Below are 15,380 nucleotides of genomic sequence, written 5' to 3'. Positions count from 1 at the left end.
TCCTCTTCGTCGGCAGCGTCAGATGTGTATAAGAGACAGGGGGTGGGGGAGGGGAGGCGGGGAGGTGGTGTGCCTCTGGTGCCGGGCGTGGAGTTCGGGGGTGTCGGGGCACCGCCGCTCTCGTGGGGGGCTCGTGGCGGGCCTGCGGCGGGCCCGTGGCGGACTCCGGCGTGCGCAGATGGCCGCGCTACCGAGTGCGGCCGACTGTCACCTGCCACTGGGCGCGGCCTGCTGCTGCCGCCTGGGGGGCGGGTGCAGCAGCTGAGAGGTTGGCTGGCGTTGCCTGGGGGCGGGTGCGGCAGCTGAGGGGTCGGGTGCCGCCGACTGGGGAGCCTTGCTGCCGCTGGGAGGTTAGGTGCCGCTGCCTCGAGGGCGGGATGTGCTTGATGTGCGGGACGTGCGGCCAGGGCCTCTGATGTGGAGGCGCGGTGGCTCAGGTCAGCGCGCCATGATCACCGCATAGGCGATGAAGAACGCCGCGCAGAGGACGACGACGATGCCGAGGATGATGGCCGGGCCCTTGGCCCATCCGCGGGTGGGGAGGTCACGGGGGCCGGTCTCCGAGCCCGTGCTGTCCTCGCCCTGCGGGGTTTCGCCCGGCGGCACGCCGCCTCCGGGGCCGAGGCCCGGGGTTTCGCGAGGATCCGGATCAGGGTGGTGAGTGCTCATACCGGGAGTTTGCCCGAAAACGACCAATTTCACCGGTGGAGTGGAGTGGAGTGGAGTGGTGATGGGGCGGTGGGCGACGAGGTTGCGGGGGGCGTCGAGGGTCGTCGGGAGGTGTTGGGCAGGCGGAAGCGGTGGGGGTGGGCGGGGAGGGAAGGGGAAGAGGAAGGGGAAGGGGAGGCGGTTAATGTTGCGTCTCGCGTGCTTGTGATCAGCGCTCGGGGCGCCGCGATGGCCGATTGGCCTAACTGCGCATCCCGCAATTCCTCCGCCACCGTGAGGTGGCGGAGGAATTGCGGGTCCTTGGGCCCGCGTGCGGCATTCCGCTTGCGGGCGTGTGGCGCTACCAGTAGTGCCGTCGGCCGGCTACTGCGTGACCCATTGCCCCGAGGACCCAGAGGATCGCCCCGATGACGGCGAGGATGATTCCGATGGTCCACAGGATGCCGATGCCGGTCACGAACCCAACGACCAGCAAGATAATTCCGAGAACGATCACGATGTGCTCCGATCTCGCATATGTTCCCCTATTAACTGTGATACCGGTGTGACGCACGGGCAACTTCTGCCGTCGACCTGCCGTTGACCTGTGCGAAGTCCCTGGGAGGGGCGATGGCGTGATCACGTAGGTGAGCGGGTGGGTAAATCTGGGTCCGGCCGGCGGTCGGGGGCTGGCTGGCCGTGGGGAAGGGAAGGCGAGGGGCTGCCGGCGGCTGGCTGCAAATTCCCTATAGCGGCCGCGGGTCGGTCGTGATGCGCCGCATTCGGTTTTTACTATCCAGTGGTGGCGATGGGTGCGGTGGTTTCGGCGTCGGTGTCCCGGGACGGGTCGGGGGCTGGGCCCGGGCCCTGGGGCGGGATCGGGGGAGTCGGTGAGGTCTGCCCGATGCGCCGATGGGGGGATGGGCCGTGAAAAGGGGGCCCTATTCCTTCTTCGTTGCGGCGGTATGGCGTCGTAAGTATTCCGTGCTCGTCGCGGTCGGTTATGCGGTTGCCGCTCTGGGCGTGGTGTACGGACTGTGGGTGTTCCTGGTCGGGCTGGGAGTCCTGGGTGGCGGGGCCTTCGGTTTCACTTTTCAGTACCAGGAAGGTGAGGGCTGACCTGTCTGCAGGACGAGGACTGCCGTGGCGGTGAGGCGGGGAGGGTGTGGCTGGCAGGCCGCGGGGGGAGTGGGGCGCCGGGGGAGTGGATTGAGGGGGCGTCAAGTTGCTGTGGCTGGCCGGGCCCGGTGGGCCCGGGGGGGTTATGGCGCCTCGGGGGTGTCGTTGTGGGGCGTCCTGCGGTGGTGGTGGCGGGAGCGGTGGTGGCTCCAGTTCGCTGCGGCTTCGATTTGCAGCAGGTTGAGTCCGGTCTCCGCGACCAACCGCTCCCGGGAAAGGCCCTCCGGGTGCCGGCGCAGTGCTCGGGCGATCTTTCCGGCCCAGAGCTCGGCATTCACAAAAGGACGTGCGTGGTAATGCTGCTGCAGTTCGCCGAGATGCGCCGTGGAACAGGCTGTCAGTGACCGGTTTCCGTCCAGTGCCGGATCATGGACATGGATCGCCGAGGAATCCGGAACGATGGCGTGGACCCCGGTCCCGTCCACCACGCTCGCGCCGCACAGTCCGCACATCCCAGGAAGCGGTTCCGCTTCCTCCGGCTCAATTGCCTCAACCACAGCGTTGTTCTACCTCGCGGTGACCGCTGAGGCCGGTTCGGCACGCCGCACCACCCGTACCTTCCGCCGCGTTCGCAACCTTTGGCCGGGGCGTCAACAGTCCGACGACAACGAGGTGATGGCGGGTTTCGGGACATGCCTCGGGAGTCGTCGGGTAGAGGCGGGTCGAGGGGGGACTGCAGACGGGGACCGAGTCAACAGCTAGGAGCCCGAGCATGACCAGCACCGGCACCATGACAGCAGCGACTGCGGTAGCGACCCCGGTCACCACTACGTCCAAGGGGAGTGCTGCCACGGCTCCGTCGGTGTCTCTGCCGCCGATCGATGAGCCGCAGCGCCTTGCGCCGAGTGAAGCCAGGGAATTGTCGAGGGTGTTCTTCGAGCGACTTGCCGCCCTTGAGGAGGGCACCCCCGAATTCCAGTACGTGCGCAACACGCTGATCGAGATGAATCTGTCCCTCGTGCGCTACGTCGCCCGGCGCTTCCGCAGCCGGGGGGAAAGCACCGAGGACATTCTGCAGGTGGGCACCATAGGTCTCATCAAGGCGATAGACCGCTATGACGTTTACCGGGACGTGGAGTTCACCACGTTGGCCGTGCCGTACATCCGCGGGGAGATCAGGCGTTTCTTCCGTGACGCCACCTGGTCCGTCCATGTGCCGCGCCGGCTGCAGGAACTCCGCATCGACCTCGCGCGCGCCTTCGAGGACCTGGAGGCCGCCAACAACCATGATCCTTCGGCGGCGGAGCTCGCCGCGCATCTGAAGCTGCCGGAGGAGGAGGTGAGGGAGGGGCTCATCGCCTGCAACGGTTATGACACCGACTCCATCGACCGGCCGATCCAGGCCGCGGGGAAGCAGCAGACCGGGCTTGTTGCGGACCTCATGGGCGGCACTGACCCCGCGCTCGACCTCGCCGAGAACATCCAGGCACTCAAGCCGCATCTCGCGCAGCTCGACGAGCGGGAACGCACACTGCTCCGGCTCCGGTTCGGGGCGGAGATGACCCAGGCCGAGATCGGCAAGGAGCTCAACCTCTCCCAGATGCACATTTCCCGGCTGCTGAACCGCGCCTGCACCAAGTTGCGGAAGGGACTGCTCGCCGAGGTGTGAGGGAGTGCCGCCGTGGCACCTCGAGCGATGAGGGCGGAACCGGCGCCGGTAGTGAGGGGAGGCGATCGGGGAGGCAACCGGAGGGAGAGACGTTCGGAACGAAGGGCCCCAACGAAGGGTCAACGAAGGGTCAACGAAGGGCCGGGGCGGCGAGGCGCCCCGGCCCTGTCGCGTGCGTGCTTGGCGTTGTGTTCGTGCCGCGCCCCGTCGGGTTGGTGGCTGTGTCTCGTTTCCGGGGCCTGCGCTCAGGCGCGCACAGGGATGGCGTTGATGACGTTACGGGTGGTCAGGGCGCTGCTCTTCGGGCACGCCGCCGCCGCGGCCGCCGCCCTTGGTTCCCCTGTCGGTGCCGTGCGCCTTCCTGCTGCCGCCGGGGCCCACCGGATGATCGGTACCAGCCTTCGTCTCGGCGGCGTCCTGGACGGTCGCCCCCTTGTCGCTACGGCGCACTTCGGGTTGCTGGGGGTTCTTGGACATGGCGTCTGTCTCCTCCGTCTCCGCTCCGGTAGGTTCCGCTCGGGTCAGCTGTTCCGTCAGCTCGGTCCGCGGTCCCTGGCTGCGCCACTTGGGGTCGCTCTCCAGGGTTTCCTTCGCTTCCTCCGTGGCGTGCTTGTCGGGAATGCCGCGGTCCTCGGCCTCGCTGCGAAGCCCCGCGCGCCGCTTGCCGAACTTCTTGCTGCCAGGCTCGGGCATGGCCGCCTCCGCCTTTCCTCGGGCCTTGGGAAGGGCTCTCTCTCGGCCGGTGCCCGAAGTTGCCAGGGCAAAACATTGCAAAAGGGACGATTGGCCGTCCCGGTGTGAGTGCCGGCCGGTGGCCCGGTTTTCCCGTCCCGTCCGGTCCTCCCCGTCCCGTCCGATCCTTCCCGCTCCGTCCCGTCCTGTGCGGCCCGGACCGATCCCATCCAATCGTTCGAGGCCCCGCCATACGGCCGCCGGGCTACCTGCCGTCACCGTGAGTCACCATGAGGGAAGCCGGCAGGAGACGAGACGTCGGCACGGGTGGTTCGCACCCCGAGGGGAAGCCGGCAGGAGGGCGTCGCCACGGGGGAGTCGGCATGGGGGGAATCGGCATGACGCACCTGACAGCGCGTCGACGCGCGGCCCGAAGGCGCCGCCGTGGTCGTGTTCACCGCGAACGAGGTCGGGGTCGGCTACCTGGGCAGGACCGCTGAACTCCGGTAGGGCGCGCCGCCGCTGGACGGCAATGATCCGCGGGGTGCGGACGAGCCGGCTGCGGAGTACCTCATCCAGGGGTCAGGGGGGCGGCGTCCGCAGGGGCCCGCCCGGGGGCGTAACGCACAAGCTCAACGGCTTCGTTGGCGCTCATCGCGTCGGTGTGCCAGGAGTCGCGCCCGAGGCGGGCACGGCGTAGACAGGACAGGAGTAGACAGGACAGGAGGGGCGGCGGGGCGGGCAGCGGTGCCCCTGGACCGGCCGCGGGCGCGGAGAGCGGACCAGAGAGTTCGGAGGGCCGGAGAGCAAGGGCCAGAGCGAGCACGGGGAGAGCCAGAGGGAGAGCGAGTGTGAGGAGGAGGCAGCCATGACGGTGAAGGTCATCGAGGGGGCCGGGACCACGGCTTGCCCGCCGCACTGCTACGCCCTCTACGAGGGCGGTCATTTCAATGAGGGGGAGGTCGACGCGCGGCGGGTGCTGGTCGCCGATGAGCCCGTGCCGGACCTCGCGGAGCACGGCTTCGACGCCGTGGTCCAGTCGCTGGTGAACTTCAGCCGGTTCGCCGTGGAGCTGTACGAGGAGCCCGGCCACCGGGGCGAGCATCTGACCTTCGGGCCGACCCTCTCGCCGAAGGACCTCGGCGGATTCCGGACGGAGGCGGGGGAGAGCTGGGGCGGCCGGGCCCGCTCCGTCAATACCTCTACCGTCCGGCCGGAGGGCCGGCAGCCCGGGACCATGCCGAGCGGATCTGCGGAATGAGCGTGGTCACCAGAACGTCGCGGTGAGCGGTGCGCGCCGGGTCCAGCGGGCGGATCGGGGACACGCCGTGCAGCGTGCCGCGGTCGTCCGACACCAGGAGCGCGGCGGATTCGTCGAGGGTGACGGACAGCAGCTCGCGGCCGTCCGGGGCGTACACCGTGCTCCGGCCTCCGGTGGCGTTGCTGCGGTGGACGAGCAGGGAGGACACCAGCGTGACGCCGTCCTGGTGCTTGCCCTCCGGCGTGGGGTTCCCCGCGCCGTCCGCCGCGGCGACGACCCGGAACGGATGGACCTTGGCGTTCCAGGTGGTGACCGTGGCATCCAGGGCGCCTGCGAGGCGGCCCAGGAGTGCCAGTACGGCGTGCAGGACGGGATCGGCCGTGAAGGCGTCGGTGAGGGGCTCGAAGTGCCGGTCGACGCCGTCGTAGAGCGGATTGGTGCGTTCGGGCTGGACGAAGGGGAGGTGCGGGAGGTGGGACAGTTCGCCGGTGGCGGGGGTGAGCGCGAACTGGCCGTACCGGCGTAGCCGGCAGGTGCCCTGTTCGGCGGCGTAACGGTCCGGGGCGAGCTGCTCCCAGTGGGCGGCGAAGCGCGACCAGGCCGCCCCGTCGACGGCCAGCAGGGACCTCGTGACGGCCGCGGGAAGGAGGTGGGCCCCGGCCGTTGCCAGGGAGGCGCGGGCGGTGGCCACCGGGGTGGCGACGGCGGTCTCGTCCATGTGCGGACACCTCCTGACGGCTGACTGTGGATTCTGGCGGGTGCGGATTCTCGAGGGTGCGGATTCTCGAGGGTGCGGACTCTCAAAGTTCGGATGGTCAGGGGTGCGAAATCTGGGGGGTCTGGATTCCCGGGAGATGGGAATCTCGATGGTCCGGGTTCTCGTGGGTTCGGCATCTCGGAGGTTCTGACCAGCGTCGACCGGTGACGGCAAGCGGGGCGCGCAGTGCAGTGCGGTCGTGGCGCCAGGCGTCGAGGAGGTGGGCGGCGAGCCGGTCCTCGAGGTGGACGGTGGCGCCGATGCCGAAGGCCACATCGGGTTCAAGGCCCGGTTCGTCGGTCAGCAGGCCTTCGACGACCTCGCGGCGCACCACCTGCTCGTGCACCGCGTCGGCCTCGACGTGTTCGTCGTAGAACCGCTCCGCCGCCGGGCCGGCACCGGTGCGGCGCATGGCGTCCGCGAGGCGCCGCGCGGCGGGGGAGGAGGTCACCTCCACGGTGGCGAAGTGACCGACCAGCGCCCCGCGCAGCGAGCGGTGCAGACCGAACAGGGACATCAGGTTGACCGTGGCCAGCGCTTCGGCGGGCGCCAGGTCGAGGTAGTGCCCGTAGGCGGTCTCCAGGCCGAGGTCCGCCATGAGGTCGGCGAACAGCTGGGCGTGGATGTCCTCGGCGCGTCCGGCGCCGAACTCGTCGAATTCGACGGCGACCATGCCGGCCTTGGCGCGGCCCCGCAACCGGGGGATGACCCAGGCGTGCGGGTCGGCCTCCTTGAGGTGGTACGGCGAGCGCAGGGCGGCGTACTCCCGCAGCTGCCACAGCCGGCCCTCGCGCCGCAGATGGTGGCTCACGCTGGTGCCGTCGTCGGCGACCGGTTCGACCAGCAGGCCGTCCAGCGCCTCCGCCGCGCCGACGGAGGACGGGACGTCCGCCCGCAGCGCGCGGAGGAACACCTTTTCCAGCGCGCTCCGCACCGCCAGCAGCGCGGGATCCCATTCGCGGTCGTCGTCCACGCCGTCGAAGCCCTGGTAGTGCAGCTCGTAGAGCACATACAGGGCGAGCTGGAGATCGGCTCCGTAGGGGTCGGCGTGCTGGGCTTCCGCCTCCGTGGTGGTGAGCAGGGCATCGTTGCCCGGCGTCCGCAGGGTGGAGAGCGGTGAGTGGGGGGTGGGTGCGGAAGGCGCGGAGAGCGCGGAGAGGACTGCGGTCGAGAGCTTGCCCTGGGGGCGGGGCAGCCGTGGCCGGCCGGCCGGGCGGGGCGGTGCGGCGGATGGCGTGCCGGATGAAGTGGTGAGGGGAGCCGCCGGCCTCATGGCACGTCTCCTTCCCGTTCGGGGGTGGGGCCCGGCTCGGGCGTGGGGCGGGCGCGGCGGCGGTGACTGGTGTCGCACCACGGGTAGTCGTGGCTGCGCCGGCAGGTGCAGAGGGCGACGACGAAGCGGTCGGAGACGGCGACGGAACCGTCGTCGCAGACCACCTCCACCGGGCCTTCCACCAGCATCGGGCCGTCCCGGGTGAGGGTGATGCGGCGTCGTGGGCGCTCAGGGACGTTCGGCACGGATGATCACCAGTTCCTCTGTGTGCGGCGAGCTGTCCCCTGTCCTGTCGAGCAGGCCGTTGTGGCGCAACCACGGAAGCCGGGAGCGCAGGACCGGCCCGAACGGGATGTGCGCACGGTCGCTGACCTCGGCCCGCAGCCCGGAACAGGACAGTCGCGACAGGGTGTCCCCGGTGCCGCAGAGCCCGGAATGGACCATCAGCAGCACCCCGCCGGGGCGCAGCGCCGCCGGTGCGAGGTCGCAGATCCGGTCGATGTGCAGCCGCCCGTCGCGTCCGGCGTCCCAGGCCCGCGCCGCGCCCCGGGGTGGGCGGCGGCCGGGTGCGGGTACGTACGGCGGATTGCTCACGAGCAGGTCGAAGGTGCGGCCGCGGACGGCGGTGGCCAGGTCGCCGCGGCGGACCGTGAGGCGCAGGCCGGCGAGCCGGGCGTTGAGCCAGGTGGTCAGCACCGCCCGCCAGGCGATGTCCACGGCCGTGACCCGGGCCCCGCGGCGGGCGGCACCCAGCGCGAGGGCACCGCTGCCCGTGCCCAGGTCCAGCAGTTCGGTGCCCGGGCCGATGCCTTCCCGGTACAGGGCGTGCAGGAGGAGTCGGGTGTCGTCCTGTGGCGCGTAGACGCCGGGGAGGGTCATCAAGGGACGCGGCCGGACGAGCGCGGCGGTATCGGGGGTCATCTTCGGCACCTCCTTTCACGGGGTTGCACGGGTCTGGTACGGCCTTGCACGGGCCCGCGGGCATCCGTGGCTCCACGGCTTCGGTTCCAGCGTTGCGGTAATCCGGTGAGGCGACCACCGGGGAGCGGACCGCCCCCGGATGCGGGCTGAGGTGCGGACGGCTCGGATGGCCCTCAGCCTGGAGAGAGGGGCGGGCGAGCGCGGCTCGCCGGGACGCCTGATAGAGGAGTGGAAGTGGCCAAGCACCGGAAGTCCTCGCACCCGAAGATGGGCGAGGGCCACAGCATGCACAAAGGCACCGAGCAGCACGGTTGGTCACCGGACATCGACCAGTCCGAGCAGCACGCCGACGAGAGTGCGCACCGCTCGTTCCACCCCGAGCGTTACGCGCCGAAGCGGGACCGCGGCAAGGAGACCAAGGACACCGAGCGGGAGAAGGTGTCCCCGGCGAGCGAGGTCAAGAGCGAGTCCGAGCCGGGCGAGCGCCGGGCAGCCCGGACCGACGAGAAGGGGATGCACCGCAAGGAGCCCAAGGGCCCCGCGCGGCGGCCCAGCGGTGGACGGGACGCCGAGGCGCACACCGGCGTCGACCCGCAGGATCCCTGAATCTCCGAATCCGGGCAGCCGCGGGGGCGAGAGCCCCGCAAGCGAGGGCCCGGCAGCCGGGAGACCGAGGCCCCGGAAGTCGGGAAGCCGGGTTGGTAGCCGGGTAGCCGTGGGCCTGGATCAGTGGTGCCCGTGTGCGGTGTCCGAGGCTCCTCCGAAGAGCCGGGCCACGGCCCTGAAGGGAAGCGTCACGACGGTGGCGATGGCGCCACCGATGGCGCGGAGAACATCGGCGATCGCGGTGAGCACGAGGGGCCTCCTTCTCTTCACACTCTTCGTTTCCCTCTTCTCACGGGCGAGTTCCCGTAGGAAGACCGCCGAAACGGGACCGGTGCCTCGCACTGCGCGAGAAGACCGGCTGTCGCATGGTGGAACTCGGGCCCGTCGGGAACCCGGCTTCTGTACGCGGCCGCGGCTTCGGTACGCGGCCCACTCGTCCGTGTGCAGTGCACCAGGAGGTCTCGAAATGGCAGACGGAAAATCCGCACCGGAGAACCGGGAACGCCCCGAGGGTCCCGCGAACGCCGAGAACCCGGTCACCACATATCCGCAGCCGGAATTCCCGGACCAGGACCAGGAGCACCCCGGATGGACCGGGCCGATGGACCCGCCCCCCGACCACGGCGAGGAATCGTATCGGGGAAGGGGACTCCTGGAAGGGCACAAGGCGCTGCTGACCGGCGGGGATTCCGGTATCGGGCGAGCCGTCGCGCTGGCATTCGCCCGTGAGGGCGCGGACGTGCTGTTCACCTTTCTGCCCGAGGAGGAGAAGGAGGCCGAGGAGACCGCCCGGCTCGTCACCGAAGCGGGCCGTACGGCCGTGCCGCTGGCCTGCGACGTCCGTGAGGAGGAGCAGTGCCGGCTGCTCGTCGAACGCGCGGTGAAGGAGTTCGGCCGGATCGACATCCTGGTGAACAACGCGGCCTATCAGATGTCGCAGCCGGACGGAATCCAGGCCATCACCACGGAGCAGTTCGACCGAGTGATGCGGACCAACCTGTACGCCATGTTCTGGCTGTGCAAGATGGCGCTGCCGCACATTCCCACGGGCGGGGTCATCATCAATTCCACGTCGGTGCAGGCCTACAAGCCCAGTCCGCATCTGCTCGACTACGCGACGACGAAGGGGGCCATCGTCACGTTCACGCAGGGGCTGGCGCAGATGCTCGCGTCCGACGGAATCCGGGTCAACGCGGTCGCCCCCGGGCCGGTCTGGACCCCGCTGATTCCGGCGACGCTTCCGGACACCACGACGTTCGGTAAACAGGCCCCGCTGGGCCGCCCGGCCCAGCCCGCGGAAATGGCCCCCGCTTATGTCTTTCTCGCCTCCCCGCAGGCGAGTTACATCACCGCCGAGATCGTCAATGCCACCGGCGGGACACCCCTGCCCTGACATTTCTTTTCCGACGTTCCCGTCCTGACGTTTCCGGCCTGACCTTTCTGCCCGTTCGTGAGTGTGATGAGGGAGTGGGGTGACGTGAGATGACCGGTCAGCGGCAGTCGCTCGCGGGGCGCGTCGTGGTGGTGACGGGGGCCGCCCGCGGGCTGGGGGAGTGCATGACCCGGGCGCTCGTCCGCCGCGGCGCGACGGTGGCGCTGGTCGGGCTGGAGGAGGACGGACTGGAACGGCTCGCCGAGGCGTTCCCGGGGCGGACGCAGTACTGGTTCGCGGATGTCACCGACGAGGCCGCGCTGGCCGCCGTCGCCGACGGGGTGCAGCGCGGCCTCGGTCCGCCTTCCGTGGTGGTCGCCAACGCCGGTGTGGCGGCCGGCGGCCCCTTCCTGGAGTCCGACCCCGCCGTCTGGCGCCGGGTCATCGAGGTCAATCTCATCGGCAGTTCGCTCACCCTGCGGGCCTTCCTGCCCGGACTGCTCGCCACCCGCGGCTACTTCCTGCAGATGGGCTCCCTGGCGAGCATCACCGCGGCGCCCATGATGTCGGCGTACTGCGCCTCCAAGTCCGGCGTCGAGGCGTTCGCCCACGCGATCCGGGCAGAAATGGCGCACCGCGGCGTCGAGGTCGGTGTCGCCTATCTGAGCTGGGCGGAGACCGACATGATCGACGCCGCGGTGCTGCGGGAGCTGCGGTTGCGGTTGCCGTGGCCCGCCGGCCGGATCTATTCGCCCCAGGCGGTCGCCGACCGGATCGTCCACGGGATGGAGCGGCGGGCCCCGGCCGTCTACGCCCAGCCCTGGCTGCGCGCCGCGCAGCTCGCCCGGGCCGGGCTGCCGGCTGCCGTCACCCGCCTGTTCCGCGGCCAGGTGCCGGAGATGGCGGCCCGCAGCGGTGTCACGGCCACCGGTCTGATCGGGGCCGGAGGGCGGGCGGACGACCTGGCCCGGGCGGCCGCGGCCCGGCGGCTACCAGCGGTACCAGCGGGCGCGGCCGCCACCGGTGGTCGACCGCATCAGGAAGCCGAGCAGCCAGAAGGCCAGCACGACGACGGCGGCGATCCACAGCGCCTTGAGCGCGAAGCCGGCGCCGAACAGCAGCAGCGCGAGCAGCAGGACGAGTAGCAGGGGTGCCATGAGTTCCTCCTGTGGGTGAACGAAGACCTCGTGACCGAAGACTTCGTGACCGAAAACTTCGTGGGAATGTCTGTGGGAACTTCGTGGGAACGTCTGTGGGAACTTCTGAGGAAACGGATCCGTGCCGGCTCAGAGCCGTGGCGGTTCAGGGCCGTGGCGGTTCAGGGCCGTGGCGGTTCAGGGCGAGTTCTGCGGAAGCAGGGAGCCGAGGGGGCCGAGGTCGAGGTTGAGGTCGTCCATCGTGAAGCCGTAGCGCTCACACAGCTCCGACATCCGGTCGTGGAGGATCATCAGCGTCATACCCACTCGCTCCTCCTGATCCTCCGTCAGGTCGCCCTGGTCCGCCCGGTGGAGCGCGGTGCGCTCCATGAGTTGCCGCAGCAGCTCGACGATCGTCAGCACGAGCTTGATCAGATCGCGTTCGACCGTCTCCGGGTCGCTCTCCAGCCGCTGGGCGAGGCCCTTGGGCGCCGTCGGCCCGGTGGAGTCCTGCCTCATAAAGGGATGCCTCCTGACAAGGGGATGCGTCCTGTTGCACGATCGAATGGATGACGGCGCGGAGGCTGATCCGGACCAGGTCCACATCGGCGATGGACAGCACCAGGTCTCCGGTGAGGACCGCGCCGCCGTTGAGGAGCCGGTCGAGGAGGTCGATCAGGGCGATCTGCGGGCCGGCGATTCCGGCCGGTTCGCCGAGGCCGGACGAGCCGCCGGGCGGCACCGCGACATCACGGCCCGTCATGTGCTGCCACCCGCCCCGCGCTGCCGCCCGTCATGCCGCGCCGCCTTCCGCCGGCCGGGTCGCGAAGGAGTACGGCGCCCACGGGCCGGTGATCTCGACCCGTACGCCGGCGTCGCTCTCGGTCAGACCGGCCAGCGCCTGGTGGAACTCCCGGACGCGGGTGCGGGGGACGAGATACGCCTCGTTGGCGATGTTCTCGCCGGGGCCGGCGGCCAGTTCGCCCTGTTGGGGGCGGTGGGCGACCACGCCCCGGGTCAGCGGGGCCACCGTGTCCCGGACCGCTCCGGCCACCGCACCCGCCGCGCGGTACGCGTCGTCCCGCAGGCGCCGCTGGTCCCGGCGCCGGCGCAGATAGGCGCGGCCCGAGCCGGCCGACGGCGCGGCGGGGGCGGCTTCGGCCTGGGCGCGCACCGGGTCCGCGTAGACCTTCACCCCGAGCTCGGCATGGCCGTCGAGACAGGTCAGCAACTCGCCGAATTCCGGGGCGCGTTCGGACAGCATCGCGCTCACCCGGGCGTCGTCGAGGTAGACCGTCGCCAGCCGCATCGGCAACACCGTGGTACGGGCGTGGGCCACTTCGACGACCTCGTGGTGCGTGCGGGCCAGCGCCTCCAGCTCCGTCAGGTCCGCCATCCGCTCGGTGAGCCCGTCCGTACCGAAGTCGTCGGCCGGGACGGAGGACACCAGAGCGGTGAGGCCGTCCACGGCGACGGTCCGCAGGGGCGCACCGCGCAGCCCGGTCAGCTCGGCGGCCACCGCGTCGAGAGCGCCGCCGGCCCGCCCGACCGCGTAGACATAGCTGTGCCACGGACCGTTCACCGACTCTCCTCCCTTCGCTGTCGCTGCTCCCGCCCCGCTTCTCGTCCGGCTTCTCCTTCGACCGCCGCCCGCTCCTGCCCGGCGGGCAGGGGTTGGGTTTCGGCCGGGCGGGCCCGGGAGGAGAGCGAGGGATCGTGCTCCCACCAGTCGATGCCCATCTCCTTGGCCTTGTCGACGGAGGCGACGAGCAACCGGAGCTTGATGGTCAGCAGTTCGATGTCGAGCAGATTGATCTGGATGTCGCCGGCGATGACCACGCCCTTGTCGAGGACGCGTTCCAGGATGTCGGCGAGGTTGGTGGAGGAGCCGGGCCCGGCCCCCGGCCGGCCGTAGGGGGACGGCGCGGGGGATGCCCTCATGGGCGAGGCGGGTCCCCCCGGCCCGGTCAGCGGGTCGGACATGTGTGGTTCAGCCTCCTCGTGGTTGACGCCGGTGGGCCTGGAGCCACTCCAGCCGGTCCAGCAGTTCGTCCTCGCGGGCGTCGAACTCCTCGGGCCCGATCTTGCCGTCGACCAACTGCCGCTCCAGTTCGGCGAGTTCCTCATGGACCGGCTCCGGGTCGTAGAACTCGTTCTCCGCGGTGAGCAGTACCTGGTCGAGGACCCAGACCGTGCCCCGGACCGGGGCGAGCGGCAGGGTCAGCAGCTGGGTGAGCAGTCCCATCCGGACCTCCCGCTCGGTCGGTGTTCCCGGCGCCGAGGGCACGGCCCGGGGCGCGGTCAGACGAAGCTGTACGGCGGCAGCGGGCCGTAGAGCCGGAAGGTGTAGTGGTCGCCGCGCCGTTCCGCCTCGGTGTGGACCGCCTGGGAGAAGACGGCGGACCGGGCCCGCGCGACGAGGAACGAGGTGGTGAGGAAGTGGTGCTTGGTGGGTTCCCCGTCCTCGATGCGCTCCGCGGCGGGCGCGAGCCGGGCCAGGATGTCCGCGCGGGCACGGTCCTGGCGGGCCCGGACCTCCTTCGAGATCAGCTCGCCGAGCGCCAGTTTGTCGTCGTACGCCCCGGAGTTCTGCCGGGTGCGGTCGTTGAGCCGCCGCACCTCGGCGGAGTCCCGCACGATCTCCCGCAGCAGGTCCTCCTCGTCGCGCGACACCTTGAGGTGGTACTCGCGGCACCCGGCCAGCTCCCCGAGCCGCTGGGTATAGGTGTCGTGCTGCTCCTCCAGTACGGCGGCGACCTGCTCGTCGTCCGGGCCGACCAGCCCGAAGCGCATCGGCAGACAGCTGCCGTCGGCCAGCAGGGCTTCCTGGACGCCCTGATGGGCCGCCACGTCCCGGCGTTTGGCGCGCAGCTCCGCCGGGGCGTCGCTGACCACCGCGCACAGGTCCTTGGTCCGCACGGTGCGCAGCGGCGCCGCGGGGTTGCCCACCCCGGCGATGCCGGACAGCCGCAGCGGATGGCCGGCGCCGGTGATGGCGTAGACGTACGTCGTCATGGGTTAGTCCTCCCGGCGGGCGGTACGGCGTCCGGCGCTCGACGACGTCTTGCGCGCCGGACGCTTCTCGGTTTCCTCGGATTCGTCGTGGCCCTTGCGGAGGGATTCGCCGACCGCCTCAACCGCCCCTGCGAGCGCGCCCTTCGACTTGCCCTTGGCGCCGCTCTCGGTGGCCTGGCCGACGAGATCGGTGAGCTGTTCCGGCGCCTTGCGGCCCGATTCGAGATCCAGCCGGTTGCACGCCTCCGCGAAACGCAGATAGGTGTCCACGCTCGCGACCACGACGCGTACGTCGATCTTGAGTATTTCGATGCCGACGAGGGAGACCCGAATGAAGGCATCGATGACCAGCCCGCGGTCGAGAATGAGCTCCAGGACGTCGTAGAGCGTGCCCGAGCCGCTGCCGCCGGCCGGTGCGGCCTGCGTCTGTTGCTGAATTGCAGTCACGGTCTTGTGTGTCCCTTCCAGTTGACTGGAGCGGGCCATGGCCGTGTGGGGGAATTGCGGATGCGTGGCTTGCCGCCCTAGCGGTCGATCTGACCCCGCCCGTAGCGGCGCACGCGCGCGTATTCCATGAGATGGCCCTGCTCATCGAGGCGGACGCGGTAGGACGCCATCACGCTCGCGGTGTCCGGAACCCTTTCGAGTTCCACCACTTCCACGTCCGCCAGCCAGCCGTCACCGGCGGCCTTCAGCGCGGACACCGAGCCGGGTGCGCAGTTGAGCATCTCGGCAAGTTGCCCGGCGGCGAGGCGCATTGCCGCGGGAGCGGCGATACGATCCGGTCCGCTGTGCGCCGTTTCCGTTTCGGTCGGCACGAGGCTTTCCTCATCTGCCGCGCCCGCTTCCACCTTTTCCACGGTGCTTTCCTCGGTCGCCATGATCCCGCCTGTCGTGCGTCGTAGAGGTCATCTGCCGAAGGTCTTTCCGT

At 70.4% G+C, this 15,380-nt stretch carries 21 protein-coding genes and 2 pseudogenes; 5 read left to right on the top strand and 18 right to left on the bottom strand.

Going from position 1 to position 15,380, the window contains the following annotated elements:
• Positions 1-438 precede the first annotated feature (438 nt).
• The 3 genes from IG62_RS0120945 to IG62_RS0120930 form a co-directional block, all read right to left on the bottom strand.
• Entirely contained in the window at positions 439-669 is a 231-nt protein-coding gene (locus IG62_RS0120945) for a DUF6480 family protein (protein ID WP_030805197.1), read from the bottom strand.
• 340 nt (positions 670-1,009) lie between these two features.
• On the bottom strand, positions 1,010-1,165 hold the full coding sequence (locus tag IG62_RS48855; RefSeq protein WP_234326649.1) for a DUF6131 family protein: 156 nt from the start codon (positions 1,163-1,165) through the stop codon (positions 1,010-1,012).
• Positions 1,166-1,910: 745 nt separating this feature from the next.
• Complete coding sequence (locus IG62_RS0120930; RefSeq protein WP_158795066.1) at positions 1,911-2,255, bottom strand: hypothetical protein; 345 nt, start codon at positions 2,253-2,255, stop codon at positions 1,911-1,913.
• 284 nt (positions 2,256-2,539) lie between these two features.
• Here IG62_RS0120930 and IG62_RS0120925 point away from each other — a divergent pair, with 284 nt between their 5' ends.
• The gene (locus IG62_RS0120925; protein ID WP_078872128.1) at positions 2,540-3,436 is read left to right on the top strand and encodes a SigB/SigF/SigG family RNA polymerase sigma factor; all 897 of its coding nucleotides are present in this window, start codon (positions 2,540-2,542) and stop codon (positions 3,434-3,436) included.
• Positions 3,437-3,712: 276 nt separating this feature from the next.
• On the opposite strand, the gene IG62_RS48850 is transcribed toward IG62_RS0120925, so the two are convergent.
• Positions 3,713-4,129, bottom strand: coding sequence for a hypothetical protein (locus IG62_RS48850; RefSeq protein WP_234326648.1), 417 nt, complete (start codon positions 4,127-4,129; stop codon positions 3,713-3,715).
• Between the two features lie 847 nt (positions 4,130-4,976).
• Here IG62_RS48850 and IG62_RS0120910 point away from each other — a divergent pair.
• Positions 4,977-5,369: a hypothetical protein gene (locus IG62_RS0120910; protein WP_030805189.1), complete on the top strand. Its 393-nt coding sequence runs from the start codon at positions 4,977-4,979 to the stop codon at positions 5,367-5,369.
• On the opposite strand, the gene IG62_RS0120905 is transcribed toward IG62_RS0120910, so the two are convergent.
• From IG62_RS0120905 to IG62_RS0120890, 4 genes are all read right to left on the bottom strand, one after another.
• A complete protein-coding gene (locus IG62_RS0120905) occupies positions 5,311-6,087 on the bottom strand; it encodes a 2OG-Fe dioxygenase family protein (RefSeq protein WP_051798354.1) in 777 nt (258 codons plus the stop codon). The two genes, IG62_RS0120910 and IG62_RS0120905, sit on opposite strands and share 59 nt — an antisense overlap.
• 97 nt (positions 6,088-6,184) lie before the next feature.
• Positions 6,185-7,399 (bottom strand): iron-containing redox enzyme family protein, encoded by a 1,215-nt coding sequence (locus IG62_RS0120900; protein WP_078872127.1) that lies wholly within the window; start codon positions 7,397-7,399, stop codon positions 6,185-6,187.
• A complete protein-coding gene (locus IG62_RS0120895; RefSeq protein WP_030805180.1) occupies positions 7,396-7,644 on the bottom strand; it encodes a CDGSH iron-sulfur domain-containing protein in 249 nt (82 codons plus the stop codon). Before IG62_RS0120895 ends, IG62_RS0120900 begins: the two co-directional genes overlap by 4 nt.
• Positions 7,628-8,320 carry a HemK2/MTQ2 family protein methyltransferase gene (locus tag IG62_RS0120890; RefSeq protein WP_030805176.1) on the bottom strand — a complete coding sequence of 231 codons (693 nt, stop codon included), beginning with the start codon at positions 8,318-8,320 and terminating at the stop codon, positions 7,628-7,630. The genes IG62_RS0120895 and IG62_RS0120890 overlap by 17 nt, the downstream gene beginning before the upstream one ends.
• Before the next feature lie 234 nt (positions 8,321-8,554).
• On the opposite strand from IG62_RS0120890, the gene IG62_RS0120885 reads away from it, so the two are divergent.
• The gene (locus IG62_RS0120885; protein WP_030805173.1) at positions 8,555-8,926 is read left to right on the top strand and encodes a hypothetical protein; all 372 of its coding nucleotides are present in this window, start codon (positions 8,555-8,557) and stop codon (positions 8,924-8,926) included.
• 120 nt (positions 8,927-9,046) lie between these two features.
• Here the strand turns inward: IG62_RS0120885 and IG62_RS49580 are convergent, their stop codons facing one another.
• Positions 9,047-9,175, bottom strand: coding sequence for an LPFR motif small protein (locus IG62_RS49580; protein WP_267881482.1), 129 nt, complete (start codon positions 9,173-9,175; stop codon positions 9,047-9,049).
• 217 nt (positions 9,176-9,392) lie between these two features.
• Between IG62_RS49580 and IG62_RS0120875 the strand changes: the two genes are divergently transcribed.
• Complete coding sequence (locus IG62_RS0120875) at positions 9,393-10,319, top strand: SDR family oxidoreductase (protein WP_030805170.1); 927 nt, start codon at positions 9,393-9,395, stop codon at positions 10,317-10,319.
• An 89-nt stretch (positions 10,320-10,408) separates the two neighbouring features.
• A pseudogene (locus IG62_RS0120870) lies at positions 10,409-11,260 on the top strand (SDR family oxidoreductase); the annotation flags it as partial.
• A 27-nt stretch (positions 11,261-11,287) separates the two neighbouring features.
• On the opposite strand, the gene IG62_RS48845 reads toward IG62_RS0120870, so the two are convergent.
• The 9 genes and pseudogenes from IG62_RS48845 to IG62_RS0120835 form a co-directional block, all read right to left on the bottom strand.
• Positions 11,288-11,455 (bottom strand): hydrophobic protein, encoded by a 168-nt coding sequence (locus IG62_RS48845; protein WP_234326646.1) that lies wholly within the window; start codon positions 11,453-11,455, stop codon positions 11,288-11,290.
• 177 nt (positions 11,456-11,632) lie between these two features.
• Positions 11,633-11,953 carry a gas vesicle protein K gene (locus IG62_RS0120865; protein WP_030805163.1) on the bottom strand — a complete coding sequence of 107 codons (321 nt, stop codon included), beginning with the start codon at positions 11,951-11,953 and terminating at the stop codon, positions 11,633-11,635.
• A 103-nt stretch (positions 11,954-12,056) separates the two neighbouring features.
• Positions 12,057-12,197: pseudogene (locus IG62_RS50190) on the bottom strand (hypothetical protein); the annotation flags it as partial.
• 30 nt (positions 12,198-12,227) lie between these two features.
• Positions 12,228-13,016 carry a GvpL/GvpF family gas vesicle protein gene (locus tag IG62_RS0120860; RefSeq protein WP_030805159.1) on the bottom strand — a complete coding sequence of 263 codons (789 nt, stop codon included), beginning with the start codon at positions 13,014-13,016 and terminating at the stop codon, positions 12,228-12,230.
• The gene (locus IG62_RS0120855) at positions 13,013-13,375 is read right to left on the bottom strand and encodes a gas vesicle protein (RefSeq protein WP_420711087.1); all 363 of its coding nucleotides are present in this window, start codon (positions 13,373-13,375) and stop codon (positions 13,013-13,015) included. Before IG62_RS0120855 ends, IG62_RS0120860 begins: the two co-directional genes overlap by 4 nt.
• Positions 13,376-13,424: 49 nt before the next feature.
• Positions 13,425-13,679 (bottom strand): gas vesicle protein GvpG, encoded by a 255-nt coding sequence (locus IG62_RS0120850; RefSeq protein ID WP_030805153.1) that lies wholly within the window; start codon positions 13,677-13,679, stop codon positions 13,425-13,427.
• A 56-nt stretch (positions 13,680-13,735) separates the two neighbouring features.
• Positions 13,736-14,449: a GvpL/GvpF family gas vesicle protein gene (locus IG62_RS0120845; protein WP_030805150.1), complete on the bottom strand. Its 714-nt coding sequence runs from the start codon at positions 14,447-14,449 to the stop codon at positions 13,736-13,738.
• A 3-nt stretch (positions 14,450-14,452) separates the two neighbouring features.
• Positions 14,453-14,896 (bottom strand): gas vesicle structural protein GvpA, encoded by a 444-nt coding sequence (locus tag IG62_RS0120840; protein ID WP_234326644.1) that lies wholly within the window; start codon positions 14,894-14,896, stop codon positions 14,453-14,455.
• A 77-nt stretch (positions 14,897-14,973) separates the two neighbouring features.
• Complete coding sequence (locus IG62_RS0120835; RefSeq protein WP_078872123.1) at positions 14,974-15,330, bottom strand: gas vesicle protein; 357 nt, start codon at positions 15,328-15,330, stop codon at positions 14,974-14,976.
• Positions 15,331-15,380: the final 50 nt, after the last annotated feature.

The organism is Streptomyces sp. NRRL S-337 (genome assembly GCF_000720175.1).
GTDB classification, from domain to species: Bacteria; Actinomycetota; Actinomycetes; order Streptomycetales; family Streptomycetaceae; genus Streptomyces; species Streptomyces siderophoricus.
This window is presented reverse-complemented; position numbering and strand designations above follow the sequence as displayed.

What these genes read in the sequence shown, in the direction of transcription:
- IG62_RS0120945 (WP_030805197.1), bottom strand. Translation starts at nt 669, where the DNA reads ATGAGCACTCACCACCCTGATCCGGATCCTCGCGAAACCCCGGGCCTC.
- IG62_RS0120925 (WP_078872128.1), top strand. Translation starts at nt 2,540, where the DNA reads ATGACCAGCACCGGCACCATGACAGCAGCGACTGCGGTAGCGACCCCG.
- IG62_RS48850 (WP_234326648.1), bottom strand. Translation starts at nt 4,129, where the DNA reads ATGCCCGAGCCTGGCAGCAAGAAGTTCGGCAAGCGGCGCGCGGGGCTT.
- IG62_RS0120910 (WP_030805189.1), top strand. Translation starts at nt 4,977, where the DNA reads ATGACGGTGAAGGTCATCGAGGGGGCCGGGACCACGGCTTGCCCGCCG.
- IG62_RS0120905 (WP_051798354.1), bottom strand. Translation starts at nt 6,087, where the DNA reads ATGGACGAGACCGCCGTCGCCACCCCGGTGGCCACCGCCCGCGCCTCC.
- IG62_RS0120900 (WP_078872127.1), bottom strand. Translation starts at nt 7,399, where the DNA reads ATGAGGCCGGCGGCTCCCCTCACCACTTCATCCGGCACGCCATCCGCC.
- IG62_RS0120890 (WP_030805176.1), bottom strand. Translation starts at nt 8,320, where the DNA reads ATGACCCCCGATACCGCCGCGCTCGTCCGGCCGCGTCCCTTGATGACC.
- IG62_RS0120875 (WP_030805170.1), top strand. Translation starts at nt 9,393, where the DNA reads ATGGCAGACGGAAAATCCGCACCGGAGAACCGGGAACGCCCCGAGGGT.
- IG62_RS48845 (WP_234326646.1), bottom strand. Translation starts at nt 11,455, where the DNA reads ATGGCACCCCTGCTACTCGTCCTGCTGCTCGCGCTGCTGCTGTTCGGC.
- IG62_RS0120865 (WP_030805163.1), bottom strand. Translation starts at nt 11,953, where the DNA reads ATGAGGCAGGACTCCACCGGGCCGACGGCGCCCAAGGGCCTCGCCCAG.
- IG62_RS0120855 (WP_420711087.1), bottom strand. Translation starts at nt 13,375, where the DNA reads ATGAGGGCATCCCCCGCGCCGTCCCCCTACGGCCGGCCGGGGGCCGGG.
- IG62_RS0120850 (WP_030805153.1), bottom strand. Translation starts at nt 13,679, where the DNA reads ATGGGACTGCTCACCCAGCTGCTGACCCTGCCGCTCGCCCCGGTCCGG.
- IG62_RS0120845 (WP_030805150.1), bottom strand. Translation starts at nt 14,449, where the DNA reads ATGACGACGTACGTCTACGCCATCACCGGCGCCGGCCATCCGCTGCGG.
- IG62_RS0120835 (WP_078872123.1), bottom strand. Translation starts at nt 15,330, where the DNA reads ATGGCGACCGAGGAAAGCACCGTGGAAAAGGTGGAAGCGGGCGCGGCA.